Source organism: Nocardia sp. NPDC003345, from assembly GCF_053589395.1.
The window spans coordinates 1-16,897 of sequence record NZ_JBSFRU010000114.1 but is presented as its reverse complement, the minus strand read 5'-3'; the positions used below and the strand labels follow the sequence as shown (position 1 = coordinate 16,897).

General features: G+C 72.6%; 12 protein-coding genes. 4 read left to right on the top strand and 8 right to left on the bottom strand.

All coding sequences use genetic code 11. From position 1 onward, the window contains the following. The 5 genes from ACWDU1_RS15185 to ACWDU1_RS15165 all read right to left on the bottom strand — a co-directional run. Positions 1 to 192 (bottom strand): hypothetical protein (locus tag ACWDU1_RS15185; RefSeq protein WP_449998922.1); only part of this gene is annotated, 192 nt, incomplete at its 3' end. Beyond that, positions 192 to 1,049, bottom strand: coding sequence for a TOMM precursor leader peptide-binding protein (locus ACWDU1_RS15180; protein ID WP_449998920.1), 858 nt, complete (start codon positions 1,047 to 1,049; stop codon positions 192 to 194). The genes ACWDU1_RS15185 and ACWDU1_RS15180, both read right to left, overlap by 1 nt. A 164-nt stretch (positions 1,050 to 1,213) precedes the next feature. Further along, positions 1,214 to 2,644, bottom strand: a complete 1,431-nt coding sequence (locus ACWDU1_RS15175) for a zinc-dependent metalloprotease (protein WP_449998919.1) — start codon at positions 2,642 to 2,644, stop codon at positions 1,214 to 1,216. Positions 2,645 to 2,834: 190 nt separating this feature from the next. Then, complete coding sequence (gene nudC, locus ACWDU1_RS15170) at positions 2,835 to 3,773, bottom strand: NAD(+) diphosphatase (protein WP_449998917.1); 939 nt, start codon at positions 3,771 to 3,773, stop codon at positions 2,835 to 2,837. A gap of 41 nt (positions 3,774 to 3,814) precedes the next feature. Beyond that, positions 3,815 to 4,885: a potassium channel family protein gene (locus ACWDU1_RS15165; protein ID WP_449998915.1), complete on the bottom strand. Its 1,071-nt coding sequence runs from the start codon at positions 4,883 to 4,885 to the stop codon at positions 3,815 to 3,817. A gap of 134 nt (positions 4,886 to 5,019) precedes the next feature. Between ACWDU1_RS15165 and ACWDU1_RS15160 the strand changes: the two genes are divergently transcribed. Further along, the gene (locus tag ACWDU1_RS15160) at positions 5,020 to 5,433 is read left to right on the top strand and encodes a DoxX family protein (RefSeq protein WP_449998914.1); all 414 of its coding nucleotides are present in this window, start codon (positions 5,020 to 5,022) and stop codon (positions 5,431 to 5,433) included. Positions 5,434 to 5,443: 10 nt separating this feature from the next. Here ACWDU1_RS15160 and ACWDU1_RS15155 read toward each other — a convergent pair whose 3' ends face one another. Then, positions 5,444 to 8,845, bottom strand: a complete 3,402-nt coding sequence (locus tag ACWDU1_RS15155; RefSeq protein WP_449998913.1) for an ATP-dependent helicase — start codon at positions 8,843 to 8,845, stop codon at positions 5,444 to 5,446. Next, complete coding sequence (locus ACWDU1_RS15150) at positions 8,842 to 12,984, bottom strand: PD-(D/E)XK nuclease family protein (protein WP_449998911.1); 4,143 nt, start codon at positions 12,982 to 12,984, stop codon at positions 8,842 to 8,844. Before ACWDU1_RS15150 ends, ACWDU1_RS15155 begins: the two co-directional genes overlap by 4 nt. An 84-nt stretch (positions 12,985 to 13,068) precedes the next feature. Between ACWDU1_RS15150 and ACWDU1_RS15145 the strand changes: the two genes are divergently transcribed. Genes ACWDU1_RS15145 through ACWDU1_RS15135 form a run of 3 tightly spaced genes read left to right on the top strand, consistent with a single transcriptional unit; the run spans position 13,069 to position 15,955 of the window. After that, the gene (locus ACWDU1_RS15145; RefSeq protein WP_449998909.1) at positions 13,069 to 13,845 is read left to right on the top strand and encodes an alpha/beta fold hydrolase; all 777 of its coding nucleotides are present in this window, start codon (positions 13,069 to 13,071) and stop codon (positions 13,843 to 13,845) included. A gap of 8 nt (positions 13,846 to 13,853) precedes the next feature. Next, positions 13,854 to 14,150, top strand: coding sequence for an MGMT family protein (locus tag ACWDU1_RS15140; protein WP_449998907.1), 297 nt, complete (start codon positions 13,854 to 13,856; stop codon positions 14,148 to 14,150). Positions 14,151 to 14,206: 56 nt separating this feature from the next. After that, positions 14,207 to 15,955: an NTP transferase domain-containing protein gene (locus ACWDU1_RS15135; protein ID WP_449998905.1), complete on the top strand. Its 1,749-nt coding sequence runs from the start codon at positions 14,207 to 14,209 to the stop codon at positions 15,953 to 15,955. Between the two features lie 33 nt (positions 15,956 to 15,988). On the opposite strand, the gene narI is transcribed toward ACWDU1_RS15135, so the two are convergent. After that, positions 15,989 to 16,729: a respiratory nitrate reductase subunit gamma gene (narI, locus tag ACWDU1_RS15130; protein ID WP_449998903.1), complete on the bottom strand. Its 741-nt coding sequence runs from the start codon at positions 16,727 to 16,729 to the stop codon at positions 15,989 to 15,991. Positions 16,730 to 16,897: the final 168 nt, after the last annotated feature.

Here is a 16,897-nt window from a genome sequence, read left to right as displayed (position 1 = left end):
CCCGGCGAGCTTCTTACCGAAGCCCACCGCCGCACGGCCGGCGACCCCGAGGGGAATCTTGGCCAACTTCGCATTGCGGGACATGGGCCGGCGCACGATCTCAGACACTCCCCCATCATGGCCGACGAAGCGGCGGGTCTGCCACGGAAAAGCGAAGAGATTTACCACCGCCCCGGCGAGTGTGAGTGTCATCACAACACCCCGATCGGCGTACTCGCCAGGCATCCGCAGCGGATATGCGGGAGCCAGGGACGGCGGCTCAGGTGGCGGGTATCGAGATCGAGTTCGAGGGTCCGGTTCAGCGTTTCCGGCGGACGACCGGGTTCACAGGCGACGATGGTCTCCAGTTCACCCAGCGCCAGGGCGGCCACGGCGGCGATTCCGGCCGGGCTGGCGTGGCCCATCCGGCCCAGCAGTTGCGCGGCCAGCCGCGGCCATTCGGCGTCGTGGTCGCAGCGGGTGAGATCGGCGCAGCGCAGGCAACTCGTACGTCCGGGCAGCACCAGCGGCCCCACCAGTCCCTTCCCGTCCCGCAAGCGGACGACCAGGTGGGCGGTGCCCGCATGAGACAGTTCACGCACGAGCCGCGGATCGGGGATGAAGGCGTCCGCCAGCACCACCAGATCGGCGGCGATCTCGCGCTCCCCGGGGCGGCCGCGTGAGCGGGCGGCACGGATGCCGAGCTCACGCAGACCCGCGGCTATCGCCTCCGCCAGCGGACCCACTCCGTGCACCCGGATGGAGCGCACCCGCCCGGCCGGTGCGGGCGGATGGACGAGCAGGCCCGCGGCGTCGATCGCCTCGAACAGGGCGGTGGCCTGCCGCGGTTGCAGGCCCAGCACCCTGGCCTGCCAGATCACCTGTGGCCGGCTGTTGAGGCCGTCGAGCAGGCGCAGGAAACCGAGTACCTGCGGGGTCTCGAGGCCCGGCGCCTCGCACAGGACCGCGCTGTCGGGATCCCAGCCGAGCTGCACCTGACCGGTGGACCGCACCAGGATCGGCACCCGGGGGTGCAGGAGTGGCCCGCGGGGCCGAAGGGTCGTCGTCATAGGGGCAGTATGCGAGCGCCATCACGCGGCACCGGCCCCGGAAAACAGAGTTGTCCACAGCCATCGAGCCTGTGGACAACTCCATAATCGCAGTTCAGTGGCTATCCGGCGACCATCCGCCGCAACACCTCCGAACTCGCGCGCAATCGCGTGCCCGCCGCGCGCTACTTCCGGCCGGTGTCCGGATCGTCCGGCGCCGAATCCGGCCCGTCGCTCTCCGGCTCCGCGTCGGTTTCGGCAGCGGACGCCGATGCGGCCTCGGCGCGCTCGGCGGCCTCGGTGGCGGCGAGCTGGGCCAGCGGATCGTCGAAGGCCCCGGTTCCGCCACCGATCACCGAATCGATGAAGGCGGCGGGGGTGTCCAGATCCGAGGCATCGGGCAGCAGATCCGGGTGTGCCCATACTCCGTCACGCGCGGCCATCCCGGCGTCGTCGGTCAACCGCTGCCACAGGGTGGCCGCCTCGCGGAGTTTGCGCGGACGCAGTTCCAGGCCGACGAGGGTCGCGAAGGTCTGCTCCGCCGGGCCGCCGGTGGCGCGACGGCGGCGCAGCGTCTCCGCCAGCGCGCCCGCCCCGGGCAGCCGGTCGCCGACGGCGGCCGCCACGACCACCTGCACCCAGCCCTCGATGAGCGCCAGCAGGGTCTCCAGCCGCTCCAGCGCCTGCTTCTGCTCGGGCGTGGTCTGCGGTTCGAAGCTGCCCTGGGACAGGATCTCCTCGAGCTTGGACGGATCGGTGAGCGCGGAGGGGTCCAGGTTACGAGCGGTTTCCTCCAGCGCCGAGAAATCCATGGTGATACCGCGCGCGTAATCCTCCACCGCGCCCAGCACCTGCTGGCGCAGCCACGGTACGTGCACGAAGAGGCGCTGATGGGCCACCTCACGGGCGGCGAGGAACACCAGGATCTCGCTCTCCGGCTGCTCCAGCCCCTCGGAGAACTCCGAGATCGCGGTGGGCAGCAGGGCCGCGGTACCGGCCGGGCCGAGCGGCAGGCCGATATCGGTACCGGTCAGCACCTCCTTGGCCAGCTGGCCCAGCGCCTGACCGAGCTGGGAGCCGAACGCCAGACCACCCATCTGACCCAGCATCCCCATCATCGGACCGGCCATATCCCGGGCCTCTTCCGGGAGCCCGGCGGTCCACATGCCGGAGATCTGCTGGGCCACCGGATCGCAGAGCCGCTGCCAGGTGGGCAGTGTTTTCTCGATCCAGTCGTTGGCCGTCCAGGCGACGGTGCTCGTCGCACCGGCGGGGAAGGTGGTCGCGTCGTCGAGCCAGAGTTCGGCGAGATGGCCCGCGTCGGCCACGGCCGCGGCGCTGCCACTGGACACCGGCGGCACGGTGGCGCCCAGCTGCTGACGCGCCAGCCGCTTGGCCACGTCGTAGTTGACCGGACCGCTGCCACCACCGGTCACGCCCTGACCCATGCCGCTGAGCATCTGTCCCAGCGAGGTGAGCATCTGCCCGAGCGAGGCCGGGTCGAACCCGGCGCCGCCGAAGCCGAACGGATCGTTACCGCCGCCACCCGGTTTGTCGCCGCGACTGCGGTCGTCGTCGTCGCCTCCTTGCGAGAATCCGAACGGGAGATCGCTCATTCCGCCTCACCCGCCGGTTTCGCGTCCGGGCGGTATCCGGTGAGCGCGCACGAACCGGCTCGGCCGGTCGGCGCTTCGAGAAGCTGCATGTAGTCCATAGTAGGCGCGACGAACCGGCCGGTCCGCCGCAGCGGCGCGGCTTCGCGACGGGCGAACAAACCCGCTCCGGCGGGGCCGCGGACCGGGAGCCTCATTCCGGTTTCGCGGGCTCTCCCGCCGCGACCCACGACTCCACGATCGTGCGAGCGATCGATACCGCCCCGGGCAAGAGCAGGCGCGGACCGCCGGTATCCCCCTGCTCGGGCCGGGTCCGCCAGGCTCCGGCCGCGAGGGCCTCGCGTACCTCGGCGCGGCTGAACCAATGCGCCTCCGCGATCTCGCCGTCGCTGAAGACCAGCGGCTGCCCCGGATCTGCCAGGGCACAGAACCCGAGCATCAGCGAACGCGGGAAGGGCCACGGCTGGCTGCCCAGATACTGGATATCGGTGACGTCGAGCCCGACCTCCTCGCGCATCTCCCGTTCGACACAGCGTTCCAGGGATTCACCCGCCTCCACGAACCCGGCCAGCAACGAGAACATCGTCTCCGGCCAGCTCTGCTGCCGGCCCAGCAGCACCCGGTCGTCGCCGTCGTGGATCAGGCAGATGACCGCGGGGTCGGTACGCGGGAAATCTTCCCGGCCGTCCTCGGCGATCCGGGACCAGCCGCCCTTCGCGGGACGGGTGGGGCTGCCGTCGGCACCGTGGAACGCGGCCGAGGAGTGCCAGTTGATCAGGGCGAGGGCCGCAGACAGCACTCCGGCGGTGAAATCGTCGATCGCGGTATCGGCGAGGCGCCGCAGATCCCGCAGCGAGCCGGTGAGTTCGATATCACGGACCGCCCACAGGTGTACGCCCGCGTCGACGCCGAGGAATACCGCGTCCGGGCTGGGTTCGGCGGCGAGATCGAGGGCCCGATCCCAGATCAGCGCCCCCTCTTCGTAGCGCACCGCGCCACCCCGGCCGACCCGGAGCAGCCGGGCGGTGGGCCAGCCTTCCTTCAGCGCGCGCTCGTCGGAGCGTAGGTGGTCGGCGCGATCGAGTGCTGATCGAGAGAGCAGAGGGAGTTGATTGAGCTGGAATGACGCCACGCCTCCGAGCGTAACGCGGCCGCTCGAGCGCGGTCGCCGGGTCAGCGGGCCCGGCGGATGTAGAGCAGTTTGTCGCCGGATTCCAGGGCGTCGGCCTCCGATTCGCCGACCCGGATCAGCTCCCCGGCACGCACCACGCCCAGCACGATATCGCTGAGATGACGCGGCGAACCGCCCACCTCGCCGGGCTCGACCTCACGTTCGGCGACGGCGAAACCGTGTTCGGGCGTGAGGAGATCCTCCATCATCTCCACCACGCTGGGGGTCGTGGTGGCGATACCGAGCAGCCGCCCGGTGGTCTCCGAGGACACCACCACCGAATCGGCGCCGGACTGCCGCAGCAGATGAGTGTTCTCCGATTCCCGGATGGAGGCGACGATCTTGGCCTTCTTGGTGAGTTCGCGCGCGGTCAGGGTGACCAGGACCGCGGTGTCGTCCCGGTTGGTGGCGACAATGACCGAGGTCGCGTTCTGCACGCCCGCCAGCCGCAGTACATCCGACTGGGTCGCGGATCCGTGCACGGTGACCAGGCCGGCGGTGGACGCGGCTTCCAGGCTCACCGCGTCGGTGTCGACGACCACGATATCGGCGGGCGCGACGCCGTCGCCGAGCATGGCGTCGATAGCGGTGCGGCCCTTGGTGCCGTAGCCGACCACGACGGTGTGATTACGCACGGTGCGCCTCCAACGCTGGATCTTCAAGGCCTGGCGGGAACGTTCGGTGAGCACGGCCAGGGTGGTGCCGACCAGGACGATGAGGAACAGCACGCGCAACGGGGTGATGACGAAGATGTTCACCAGGCGTGCCGACGGGGTGACCGGGGCGATATCGCCGTACCCGGTGGTGGACAGGGACACCGTCGCGTAATAGAAGGCGTCCAGCAGGGTCACCGAATCGTCGGCGTTGTCGCGGTAGCCGTCGCGGCCGAGATAGACGACCAGCGCAGCCAGGCACAGCAGCCCGATCGCGAACAGGACCCGCCGCCACAGCGAGATCCACGGACTACTCTGCGCCTCCGGGATACGCAGCAGACCGACCAGCGCGAAATCGGGCCGGTCCGCCCCCGCCCCCAGCCGCGCCCGTCCGCCGAGTTGCGCGAAACGCGAATTCACCGGCGATTCCATCGACCGCCCCGGGCTTTACGCCGCTGCACTGCTGTCAGTCCCTCCGACACAGCTCGGGAGCCTACCCGCTGGTCCGGCGGAACGCCGGGCGCGTGTCCGGCGGGGATCTCTAGGGTGGGGTCATGGCAGATCTCTCGCCCTCGGTTACTCCCGATTCCGGCCGCGTTCCCGCGTTGCGCCTGGCCGCGCTGCTCCTGGGAGCCGGGGTCATGCATTTCGTCGCACCGAAGTTCTTCGATGCGATCGTTCCACCGCGGTTGCCGGGTAAGGCCCGGTCCTACACATACTGGTCCGGGGTCGCCGAAATCGGTGTCGGTACAGCGCTGCTGGTGCCGCGGACCCGCCCGCTCGCCGGCCGGCTGGCCGCGCTGCTGTTCGTCGCGGTGTTCCCGGCCAATATCCAGCTGGTGGTGGATTCGCTGCGCGACCCGCGGACCCCGCGGCTGCTGACGGCGGCCTCGATACTGCGGCTGCCGTTGCAGCTGCCGATGATCACCCAGGCGCTCACGGTGAGCCGCTCGAACCCACCGCGCTGAGCGGTCCGGCCTACCGGCCGGGCGCTTCGTCCGGTCCTGCGCGGTCCGGCGCGGTGGTGTCGGTGAGCAGGGCCGCGAGTTCCGCCGGCCCCGGCAGCCCGCGCGGCGATACGGTCCGGCCGGTCCGGACGTAATGGAAGGCCGCGCCGACCCGCCCGAGAATCCGGTCCTCGGATTCGCCCGTGCGGGCCGCCAGCAACCGGGCCCAGGCCAGCCGGTAGACCGCCAGCTGCACCGCCACCGCGGGTTCCTCCGCCGGACGGGGTTCGGCGCCGGTTTTCCAGTCGACGATCGTCCAGCGGCCATCCGGTTCGGCGAAGACCGCGTCCATCCGGCCCCGGATCACCACTCCGGCGAGGGTTGTCTCGAACGGCACCTCGATCTCCACCGGCCGGCGCGCGGACCACGGTGAGGACAGGAACGCCTCCTGCATCCGGGCCATTTCGGCGTCGGCCGCGGCCCCGGAATCGGCCGCGCCGGGCAGATCGTCCAGGCCGGGCAGCTGATCGGTGGCGAACCAGCGCTGCACCCAGGCGTGGAACGCGGTTCCGCGGCGCGCGAGCGGGTTGGGCGGATACGGCAGTGGACGGCGCAACCGCGCGGCGAGGCGGTGCGGGTCGGCCCGCATCTCCACCAGCGCCGTGGCCGGCAGCTGGGCGGGGAGTTCCACCTCGGTGGCCGCCGCCGCGCCGGCCCGATACTCGGCGAGCAGTGCGTCGACATCGGCCGTCCAGCCGTCGGGATCGTCGGCGTCGTCCTCGGAGCCCGGATCGGCGGTTCCGGCGGCGAGACCGGCCAGGGCGGTGTGTACCAGCGCCGCACCCGCTTCGATATCCGCGCGGCGCGCACCCAGCGGATCGCCGGGCCAGGCCGCCGTGACCGGGGTGCCGGTGAGCGGGTTGGATTCGCCCGGCTCGGGGGCCTCTTCCCAGACCGCGGTTTCCACTCCGCTGCCGGGGAGCTCGGCGGCGGCCCGCACCTCCAGCAGGAATTCCGACGGGCCTTTCGGTTTGTCACCGGTTTCGGCCCAGTGGTGGGCCGAGACCAGCAGCACCCGTTCGGTCCGGGTGAGTGCCACGTAGAACAGCCGCCGGTCTTCGTCGAGGCGGCGGCGGGCCAGCGCCTCCTTGTGCGCGTTGAGCCCGCGTTGCAGGTCCGAGCGGTCGGTGAGGTCGCCGAGATCCAGGACAGGTACGCCGTCCGGCGAGTCCGCGGTGGCCCGGTCGCCGCGCAGCGAGGTCGGGAGTTCGGCCAGCGCGCCGAGCCAGGTGTTGGCGCCCCGGGTGGACGGGAACACATCGCGAGTGATGTGCGGTACCGCGACGACCTCCCATTCCAGCCCCTTGGCGGCGTGCACGGTCAGCACCTGGACCCGGTCCGGCGCGACCTCCACCTCCCCCGGTTCCAGTCCGTTCTCCACCGATTCGGCCGCAGCCAGAAACGCGAGCAGCCCGCCGAGAGTGGCCCCGGTATCGCCGGCGTATCCGGCGACCACCTCGGCGAAGGCGTCGAGATGTTCGCGCCCGGCCCCGGATCCGGCCGATGCCCGGCGCGCCTGTGTTTCGACCCCCACGCCGATCGTGCGCTCCACATCGGCGACCAGTTCGGTGAGTGGCTGCCCGGCCCGTTCCCGCAGCGCGGCCAGTTCCCGGCCCAGCACGGTGAGGCGGCGATGACCGGCAGCCGAATACCGGTCCGGCGGACCGGGGTCGGCGACGGCGTCGGCCAGGCCCGCGCGTTCGGCGGGTTCGGGCGCGACTTCGTGCAGTGCGGCGGCCAGCGCCGCGGCGTCGGTGATATCGGCGGCGGGTTCGTGCCCGATCGAGAGCTCCCGGGCCCGCCGGGCCAGCGCCGCGAGATCGGCCATGCCGAGCCGCCAGCGGGCGCCGGTGAGAATCCGGACGGCGGCGCTGCCGGCGGCGGGGTCGGCGATGAGACGCAGGGTGGCGACGATATCGGCGACCTCGGGGGTCGAGAGCAGACCGCCCAGGCCCACGATCTCCACCGGCAGGCCCTGGGCGCGCAGTTGTTCGGCGAGTTCGGCGGCGTCGGCGTTGCGCCGGATGAGGACCGCGGAAGTGGGCGGCGGCGCTCCGTTCTCGGCGGCGCGGTGCCATTGCGCCGCGACCCGTTCGGCGATCCAGCGTCGCTCGTCGGCGACCGTCGCGGTGAGCGCGAGTGCGACGACACCGGGTTCGGCCCCCGGGCGGGCCCGCAGCGGGTCCACCGTCACCCCGCCGCCGGACCGGGCGGCCGCGCGCAGCGGTTCGACGACCATATTGGCCAGCTCCAGCGCCTCCGGCGGATTACGCCAGCTGGTGAGCAGCGGCAGTATCGGCGCCGGGTCGCCGGGACCGCGCGGGAAATCGGTGGTGAACCGGGGCAGGTTGGCCGCCGACGCCCCGCGCCAGCCGTAGATGGACTGCATCGGATCGCCGACCGCGGTCACCGCCGGTGGCCGCGGATGGTTGCGGCGGGGCCCGGCGCGTTCGGCCGGATAACCGGCGCCGAACAGTGCCGACAGCAGGATCCGCTGCGCGTGACCGGTGTCCTGGTACTCGTCGAGCAGCACCAGCCGGAAACGTCCGCGTTCGGCGGCGGCCACTTCGGGATGTTCGGCGGCCAGCCGCGCCGCCAGCGACATCTGGGCGCCGAAATCCAGTGCCCCGCGCTGGTGCAGCGTTTCCCGTAACTGCCGGACCAGCGGGAGCAGCGCGACCCGTTCCCGCTGGGCCCGCAGCACCGCGAGCAGTTCCTTGGTCGGCCCGCCGCGCTGGCGTGGGCCGGGCGGCAGCGTATGCACGAGTTTTTCCAATTCGGTGTGGGCTTCGGCGAGTTGCTCGGGTTCCACCAGGTGTTCGGCGAGCTGCCCGGACAGCGCGAGCACCGCCTCGGTCACGGTGAGCGGCGACCGTTCGGTCTCGAGATCACCGTCCCAGCCGCGCACCACCTGGTGCGCGAGCTGCCACAGCTGGGTCTCGGTGAGCAGGGCCGCCGAGGGTTCCACCGGCAGCAGCAGTCCGTGTTCGCCGAGCAACCGTCCGGCGTAGGAGTGGTAGGTGCTGATCTCGGGTTCCGCCCCGGCCAGCACCGCGCGCAATTCTCCGGTCGGGTCGAGATCGCGTAGCAGCCGGGATCCGGCCAGGCGCGCGAGACGGGTCCGGATCCGGGCGGTGAGCTGCTGGGCGGCCTTGCGGGTGAAGGTGAGCCCGAGCACTTCCTCCGGGGTGACCAGCCGGTTGGCGACCATCCAGACGACCCGGGCGGCCATCGTCTCCGTCTTACCCGCACCCGCCCCCGCCACCACCAGCACCGGACCCGCGGGCGCGGCGATCACCGCTTCCTGTTCGGCGGTCGGCGGCGGCAGGCCGAGCGCCTCGGCCAATTGCCCCGGCGTGACCCGGGCGCTCACTCGTCGGTCACCTGACGCCCGGCGTCCTGCACCGGGCAGCTGTTCTTCACCGAACAGTGGCGGCAACCCTCGTTGCGGATGGCCAGGAAACCCGGGCCCTCGGTGGCCGCGGCGGCGTCGTGCACGGTCTCGCGCCAGGCTTCCAGTGCCTCGGAGTCCAGCGGCGACTGGACCCGTTCCTTGGCGACGCCGGTGGCCCCGGGGGCGGCCACGTAGACCAGCCGCGCGCCACCCGGTTCGGCGGTATCCGCACCGGCCTCGGCGTCCGGGCCGTCCTCGTGCAGCACGCCGGCGGCGGCCGCCACCTGATAGGTCGCGAGCTGGGCGTGCTGGGCCGCGTCCGCTTCGGTGACGGGGTTCTTGCCGGTTTTCACATCCACGATGACGAACCGGCCGTGCTCGTCGCGTTCCAGCCGGTCGATCCGGCCCCGGATCCGCACCTCCGGCGTGCCCGGCAGAACACAGTCGACGGGCACCTCGATACCGGCCTGGGTGAGTTCCCCGCGGGTGGTGCGCACCCAGGCCACGAAAGCGTCCAGCATGGCCTCGGTGCGGCGCAGTTCCTGCCGGGAATGCCAGCCCGCCTCCGGATCGATCGCCGGCCAGCTCCGGACCAGTTCGGCCCGTACCTCGTCGAGCGGGACCCGGCCGGCCAGCGCCTGCACGAGGGTGTGCACCAGGGTGCCCTTCACGGCGTAGGGGTTCTCGCCGTCGGAACCACCGTTACGTTCCAGCGCCCAGCGCAGCGGGCAGGTGCGCAGCAGTTCCACCGTCGAGGGCGACAACGCGATGGGACCGTCGTCGTCCCAGAGCGTTTCGCTGGAGCTGAGACCCGGCACGCCGTACCAGTCCTCGGGCGCCGTCCCGGGGATACCGGCCAGTGCCAGCCGGGCCAGCTGTTCGGCGGCTCGGCGGCGGCGCCGGTCGCCGGCACCGGGATCGCAGACGGCGGCCCGCAGTTCGGCGACCAGGGCGTGCAGGGCGAGCACCCGGCCGGGTTCGGCGACCGGCAGGGCCCCGGGCTCGCCGTCGCCGTCGCCACCGATCAGTTCGGACAGGAAGCGCGACGGCACCAGATCGCGTTCCCCGGTCACCGATTCCACCGCCGTGACCAGCAACGACCGCCGCGCCCGGCTACAGGCCACGAACAGCAGGCGGCGCTCCTCGGCCAGGATCGGCGCCGAACGGCTCACCCGCTCGGTGATGCCGGCGATATCGTCGACCAGGGTCTCGGTATGCAGCAGTGTGCCCCGGGGCCTCGGATCGGGCCAGATCCCCTCCTGGACCCCGGCCACCGCGACGATCTCCCACTCCCGGCCCGCCGCGGCATGGGCACTGAGCAGATCCACCGCCTCCTCCCGGCGAGCCGGAGCAGCCCGGTCCTGGGCGATCTGCTGGCGCTCGAGATATTCGACGAAACCTTCGATGGTCGCCCCGGGCAGCCGGTCGGTGTACGCGGCGGCGGCATCGAACAGCGCGACCGCCGCGTCCAGATCCCGATCGGCCTGCACCCCGGCCGCGCCGCCGCGTTCGGACTGCGTCAGCCAGCGTTTCTCCAGCCGTGAGCCGGTCCACAACGCCCACAGCACATCCTCGAGCGCACCACCGTCGCGCCGCACCCGGCGGGCCCGCTCCAGGGCACGGGTCGCCCGGTTCAGGGGCGCGAGTTCCACTTCGGTGAGCCCGGCCAGGATTCGTTCGTCACCGGAACCGAGCAGCAGGTCGCGCAGGAATTGCACGGACGGCCGATCGGCGACGGGCGGCTGCTCCGTATCCGAGCCGGTACCGCACGGCCCCGCGCTCTCGGGGTCCACGGCTGCGGAGTCGCGCGGCCGATCATCGCCGGCCCGGTCGCCTTCGGCCGGGTCGAGGTGTGGCGGTTCGGCCGCCCCGGGCGACTTCTCGGAGGCCGTCCTCGTATCGACCGGGTCGCCTCCGGGCCGGGCACCCGCGGCGCCGGGGGGCACCGGATCTGCGGTGTCGCCAAGAATTGCCGCCCCGGACTCGGGCGGTGCGTCGGAGCCGGGGCCCGGAGCATCGGCTTCGAGCGGGCCGGCGGTCTCGCCCGGTGCCGTCGCCGCGGACCCGGCCGGTGGTTCGGAGACGAGCGGGCCGGGCCGGTCCAGGGCCGGGTCGGGTGGGAGATCGTCCTCGTCCGCGGGTTCCGGAGGCAATCCCTCCCACGGGTCCCTATCCGGATGTTCCCGGTCCAGCCCGAACCAGTCGGCGTCCGCGGCGAGCCGGACGGCTTCGGCGAACGGCTCACGCGGTGTATCGGCCGTGGGTGATCCGGCCACGGCCTCGGGGTCCGGGAACGCTGGTTCGTCGGGCTGTGGTTCCGCGGGTGGTGGTTCCGCGGTGGTGACCGGTTGCGGCGAGGGGGGTGCGGCGCGTGCGAGTTCCACCGTGGTGCGGCGGATCCCGCGGCGCAACCGGCGCAGACCGATCTGGTCGGCGCCGCCGAGCGGGCCGGACAGCAGGTCCAGCGCCTCGTCCGGGCCGAACAGCGATTCGGTCGAACCGCTACCCCGGCGGGTGGCCTCGCTCGCGAGCACCGCGCGCAGCGCGAGCAGCATCCAGGCGGCACCGCGCCGGCGGGCCAGCGGTGTATCGGGTACCGGCCGGTGTACCGGCACCCCGGCCGCCAGCAGCGCGCGCCGCAGCGGCGGCAGCAACAGCGGTACCGAGCGCACGACCACCGCCATCCGTGACCACGGGACACCTTCGGTGAGATGCGCGCGGCGCAGATGGTCGGCGATGAGGGAGGCCTCTTTGGCCGGGCTGCCCAGCACCCGCACCCGCACCTCCGCGGCCGGGATCGGGTTCCCGGCCGGGCCTGGGTTCTCGCCGCGTTCGTCCGGGCCGAGATCGGCGAGAGTGGTGCGGTGCGCGGCGCTGCCGGGCAGGCGGGCGGCGATCCGCGCGGCCGCGGTGTGCACCGCGGGTGCGCTGCGATGGTTGTGATGCAGCACCACCCGCCGCGCGGCCGGGACCTCGAGATCGGTGAGGAACCGGGAATCCGCGCCACGGAAGGTGTAGACGGCCTGGTCCGGGTCACCGGCGACCACCGTGGTGCCCGCCCCCGCCGCGAGCACCCGGACCAGCAGCGCCGCCTGCGGGTCCAGATGCTGCGCGTCGTCGACGAGCAGACAGCGCAGCCGGGCGCGTTCGGCCGCCAGCAGTTCTGCGTCGGCGGCCAGCGCGTCCAGCGCCGCCCCGACCAGTTCGGCCGCGTTCAGCGCCGGTGCCGACGCCTCGGGCGCCGCGACCCCCACCGACCAGCGCAGCAGCATGGCCTGTTCGTAGCGGGCGGCGAACCGGCCGGCCGCCACCCAGTCCTCCCTGTCCCGGCGCCGGCCCAGATCCACCAGGTCCTCCGGGCCGAGCCCGCGTTCGGTGGCACGCAACATGAGATCGCGCAGTTCGTCGGCGAACCCGGCCAGTCCGAGCGCGGGTTGCAGGCGGCGCGGCCAGAGACCGGTGGCGCCCGCCGCGATATCGGTGAGGTCGCCGTGCAGCATCTCCCGCAGCACCGCGTCCTGTTCGGCGCCGGTCAGCAGCCGGGGCGGCGGGTTTCCGTGCCGGGCGGCCTGACGGCGCAGGATCCCGAAGGCATAGGAGTGGATGGTGCGGGCCAGCGGGTCCCGGGTCGCACCCGGGAAGCCGCCCGGGTGAACAGCCGCCGCACCCGGTTCGCCGGATTCCGGTTTCTCCGGGTCCGGATCGGCGGAATCCGGCCCGGCGAGCGCGAAGAGCCCGGTATCGGGGGCCGGGGAGTCCGCACCGGACCCGCCCGGCGCGTCACCGCCGAACCCCGGCGCGCAGACGTCCCAGTGCGCCAGCCGCTCGGTGAGCGCGTCACGCGCGGCGGCGGCCGCCTGTTTGGAATGGGTGAGCAGCAGGATCGATTCCGGATCGGCGCCACCGGCGATCCGGGCGGCGGCCACATCCACCAGCAGGGCGGTCTTACCGGTACCGGGACCCCCCAGCACCCGCCACACCCGGCCGGTCCGGGGTTGCGCGGCGGTAGCGGGCGGATCGGGTGCGAAGAGCGCGCGAAGACCGGCGCCCCAGGTCCGAGCCCGGGGAGCCGATGTCTTCCGGCGCACCAGCCGCACCGGCCTATCCGAACGCACCACGAGGGCTATTGCAACAGACGGGGCCGACACCGCGCCGGACCCACCCGCGCTGCGGGTGTCCGGCCCAGCGATGAGAATGTCACTGTGTCCACACTGCATGTTCACCGTTTCGGCCCGGCGACCGGGCCGGTGGTCCTGGCCCTGCACGGTCTCACCGGTCACGGCGGGCGCTGGGCGGCGCTGGCCGAGGAGTTGCTGCCCGACGTCCGGGTGCTGGCTCCGGACCTGCGCGGACACGGCCGGTCGAGCGCGCTGCCGCCGTGGGACTTCGAAACCGTGGTCGCGGACCTGGTGTCGGTGGTCACCGCCGAGACCGCGGACCCGGTGCTGGTGGTGGCGCATTCCTTCGGCGGCGCGTGCGCCCTGCATCTGGCCCACCGGCATCCCGGGCTGGTCCGGGGCCTGGTGCTATTGGACCCGGCGGTCGCACTCGACCCGCACTGGCTGGCCGGGATCGCGACGGCCACCCTCGGCTCTCCCGACTACACCGATGTCGAGGAAGCGCGGATGGACAAACTCGCGACCGGCTGGGGCGCGGCCGCACCCGGGCTGCTGCAGGCCGAACTGGACGACCATCTGGTCCCCACCGCGAACGGGCGGGTCGGCTGGCGAGTCGATACCGCAGCCCTGATCGCCTACTGGGGTCAGCTGGCCCGGGAGGCGGTTCTGCCGGAGCCCGGCCTGCCGACCGTGGTGGTGCGGGCCACGAAGGTGGACCCGCCGTTCGTGACCCCGGAGTTGCGTACCGCCCTGTCCGCCCGGCTCGGCGCGCACCTGACCGTGCACGAATGGGATTGCGACCATATGGTGTCGCAGGTCCTGCCCGCGGAGACCGCGGCACTGATCCGCGCGGCGCTGTAGGGGACGCGATGCCGACCAGTGACGAGCAGATAGAACGGGTCCGTGATCTGGTCGCGTCCATCCCGCCGGGGCGGGTCGCGACCTACGGCGATATCGCCGCGGCGGCCGGGCTGTCGACACCGCGCACGGTGGGCTGGATCATGCGCACCGACGCCGGCGATCTGCCCTGGCATCGGGTCATCGGCGCGTCCGGCCGGCCCGCGGCCCATCTCACCGAGCGGCAGTTGCGCCTGCTCGCCGCCGAGGGCGTCGCGGTGACCGACGGCCGGGTGCACCTGCGCACCGCGCGGCACCGCTTCCCCTGACCCGCACCGCACCGCCACCCGGCCGGGTCGTCCCAGACGGCGAATAGCATGGACGCATGCCGAATTCTGCACCGGCCCCCGATGTGATCGTGCTGGCCGGTGGCCGGGCCAGCCGGATGGGCGGTGTCGACAAACCGGGCCTGATCGTGGGCGGGCGTTCCATGCTGGACACCGCGCTGGCCGCGGTGTCGGCGCTGGGACGCACCGTCGTGGTGGGCCCGCCGCGACCGGAGCTCGCCGCCGGAGTGCTGCAGACCCGGGAACCCGAACCGGGGTCGGGCCCGGTGGCGGCCGTGGCCGCCGGACTGGCCGCCCTGGGTGATCCGGCGCCCCAGGTGGTGATCCTCGCCGCGGACCTGCCGTTCCTCACCGATACCGCCGTCGCCGAATTACTCCGGCGCTCCGGCGCGGTGGACGCGGTATTCGCCGCCGACGCGTCCGGGCGGCCCCAATACCTGATCGGCGTCTGGCGGACCGGACCGCTGGCCGCACGGCTGCGGGCGCTCGACAGCGTCGTGAACCAGCCGATGAAGGCGCTGGTGCCCGCCAGCAGCGCCATCGTGCCCTTGGCGGGCGTCGACGATTGCGATACGCCCGGCGAGGTCGACGCCGCCCGCGCGACACTGGATCCCGTCGCGGCCGCACCGGCCCCGCTGGAGCTGGCACGGGCCCGGGAGGTACTTCGCACCGGGCTGTCCCGGCTGGCCGACCGGCACGCCGAACTCCGTACCGCCCCGGGCGCGGCCCTGGCCACCCCGCTCACCGCGGCCGAGGCACTGCCCCGATTCGACGTCTCGGCGATGGACGGTTATGCCGTCGCCGGAGAGGGTCCGTGGGAGCTGCGCGCCGATATCGGTTTCGCCGGTGGCCGGCGCGCGGACGGCCTGCGTACCGGTGAGGCGGTCCGGATCGCCACCGGCGCACAGGTCCCCGAGGGCACCACCCGGGTACTGCGCGACGAATTCGCCGGTACGGGCGCGGACCGGTTGCTGCACCGCCTCCCGGATTCGCCGGTGCGTTCCGATATCCGCCGGCGCGGCGAGGACCGCACCGTCGGTGACGAAATCGCCGGAGCCGGCACCCCGGTGACCCCGGCGCTGGTCTCGGCCGCCGCCGCGGTGGAGGTCGGGGCGGGCCGGGTACGCGGGCCGGTCCGGGCCCGGATCGTCATGACCGGCGACGAGATCCGCAGCAGCGGGCCGTTACAGGCGGGCCAGACCCGCGATTCGATCGGTCCGATCCTGCCGGACCTGCTGGCCGCGCGCGCGGTCGTCACGCTGGACCGGGTGCATCTGCGCGATACCGCGCACGGTTTCGACCAGGTCCTGGCCACGGCCGGGGATCGCGATCTGCTGGTGGTGGTGGGCGCCACCGGCGGCGGCGCGGCCGACCAGTTACGAGGCGCTCTCGACCGCGCCGGCTCCCGGATCCTGGTGCCCCGGCTGGCCCTGCGTCCCGGCGGATCCACGATTGTCGCCGAACTCCCCTCCGAGACAACAGTTCTCGGGCTACCCGGCAACCCGTACGCCGCGATAGCGACGCTGCTGGCTCTCGTTCCCGCTATCGTCGCCGGCCGCACCGGCGCCCGGCCGACGCGCCGTGCGATCGGCCCGCTGCGCAACGCCGCCGAGATATCGGGCCCGGTGGCCCGTATCGTGCCCGCCCGCTATGCCGACGACGGCGGCTGGCTCGGCGACGCCGCCATCCGCACCGCTCATCTCGGCGGGCTGGTCGACCGCGACGGGCTCGTGGTGGTCCCGGCCGACGCGCCCGACGACACCCTCGTGGAGTTCATCCGCCTATGAGGCCGCACGGCGGCCGGCCACGCCGCTCCGGAATCAGCCCCAGCGTTCCGGCGTGACCGGGGCGTCCCAGGCGCGGGCGTAGCGGCGCTTGTCCGGCCCGGCGGTCTCCTTGCTGCGGTACACCACGTACGGCCGGACCAGATAGCCGACCGGCGCCGAGAACATGTGCACCAGCCGCGTATACGGCCAGACCGCGACCAATACCAGCACGAACAGCCCGTGCGCCTGGAAGGTCCAGGGTGTACCGACCATCAGTTCCGGCTGCGGGCTCAGGGTGAACAGGCTGCGGAACCACGGGGACACCGTCTCCCGGTAGTTGTAGGTGCCCCACAGCAGGTTGCTGCCGACGGTGTTCAGCATGCCCGTGATCAGCGCGCCGCCGAGCAGGAAATACATGAACTTGTCGTTGGTGGTGGTGGCCTTGCGGACCGCCGGGACGGTGAACCGGCGGTAGAGCAGGATGCCGATACCGGCGAGCACCATCACCCCGGCGACCGTACCCGCGCTCACCGCGACCACGTGGTAGACGTGTTCGCTGATTCCCACGGCCGCGGTCCACGATTCGGGAATGAGCACCCCGATCACATGCCCGCCGAACACTCCGAGCATCCCGAAGTGGAACAGCGGGCTGCCCAGCCGCAGCAGCCGGGATTCGTAGATCTGCGACGAACGCGTCGTCCAGCCGAACTGGTCGTTGCGGTAGCGCCAGATATGGCCGAGCACGAAGGAGGTGAACGCCACATAGGGCAGGGTCATCCACAGGGTCGAGTTCACAGGACGCTCCTGGCGGTTTCGTACGGTTCGCGGTAGCCGGAACAGCGCCGGAATCCTCGGCGGAGGCCGCAGCGTTGGCGGAGGTATCGCCGGCGGAGGCCGGAGCGCAGGCGGAGGTATCGCCGGCGGAGGCCGGAGCGCAGGCGGAGGTATCGCCGGCGGAGGCCG

Coding starts and splice junctions, on each gene's coding strand:
- ACWDU1_RS15180 (WP_449998920.1), bottom strand. CDS start 1,049: ATGACGACGACCCTTCGGCCCCGCGGGCCACTCCTGCACCCCCGGGTG.
- ACWDU1_RS15175 (WP_449998919.1), bottom strand. CDS start 2,644: ATGAGCGATCTCCCGTTCGGATTCTCGCAAGGAGGCGACGACGACGAC.
- ACWDU1_RS15160 (WP_449998914.1), top strand. CDS start 5,020: ATGGCAGATCTCTCGCCCTCGGTTACTCCCGATTCCGGCCGCGTTCCC.
- ACWDU1_RS15140 (WP_449998907.1), top strand. CDS start 13,854: ATGCCGACCAGTGACGAGCAGATAGAACGGGTCCGTGATCTGGTCGCG.
- ACWDU1_RS15135 (WP_449998905.1), top strand. CDS start 14,207: ATGCCGAATTCTGCACCGGCCCCCGATGTGATCGTGCTGGCCGGTGGC.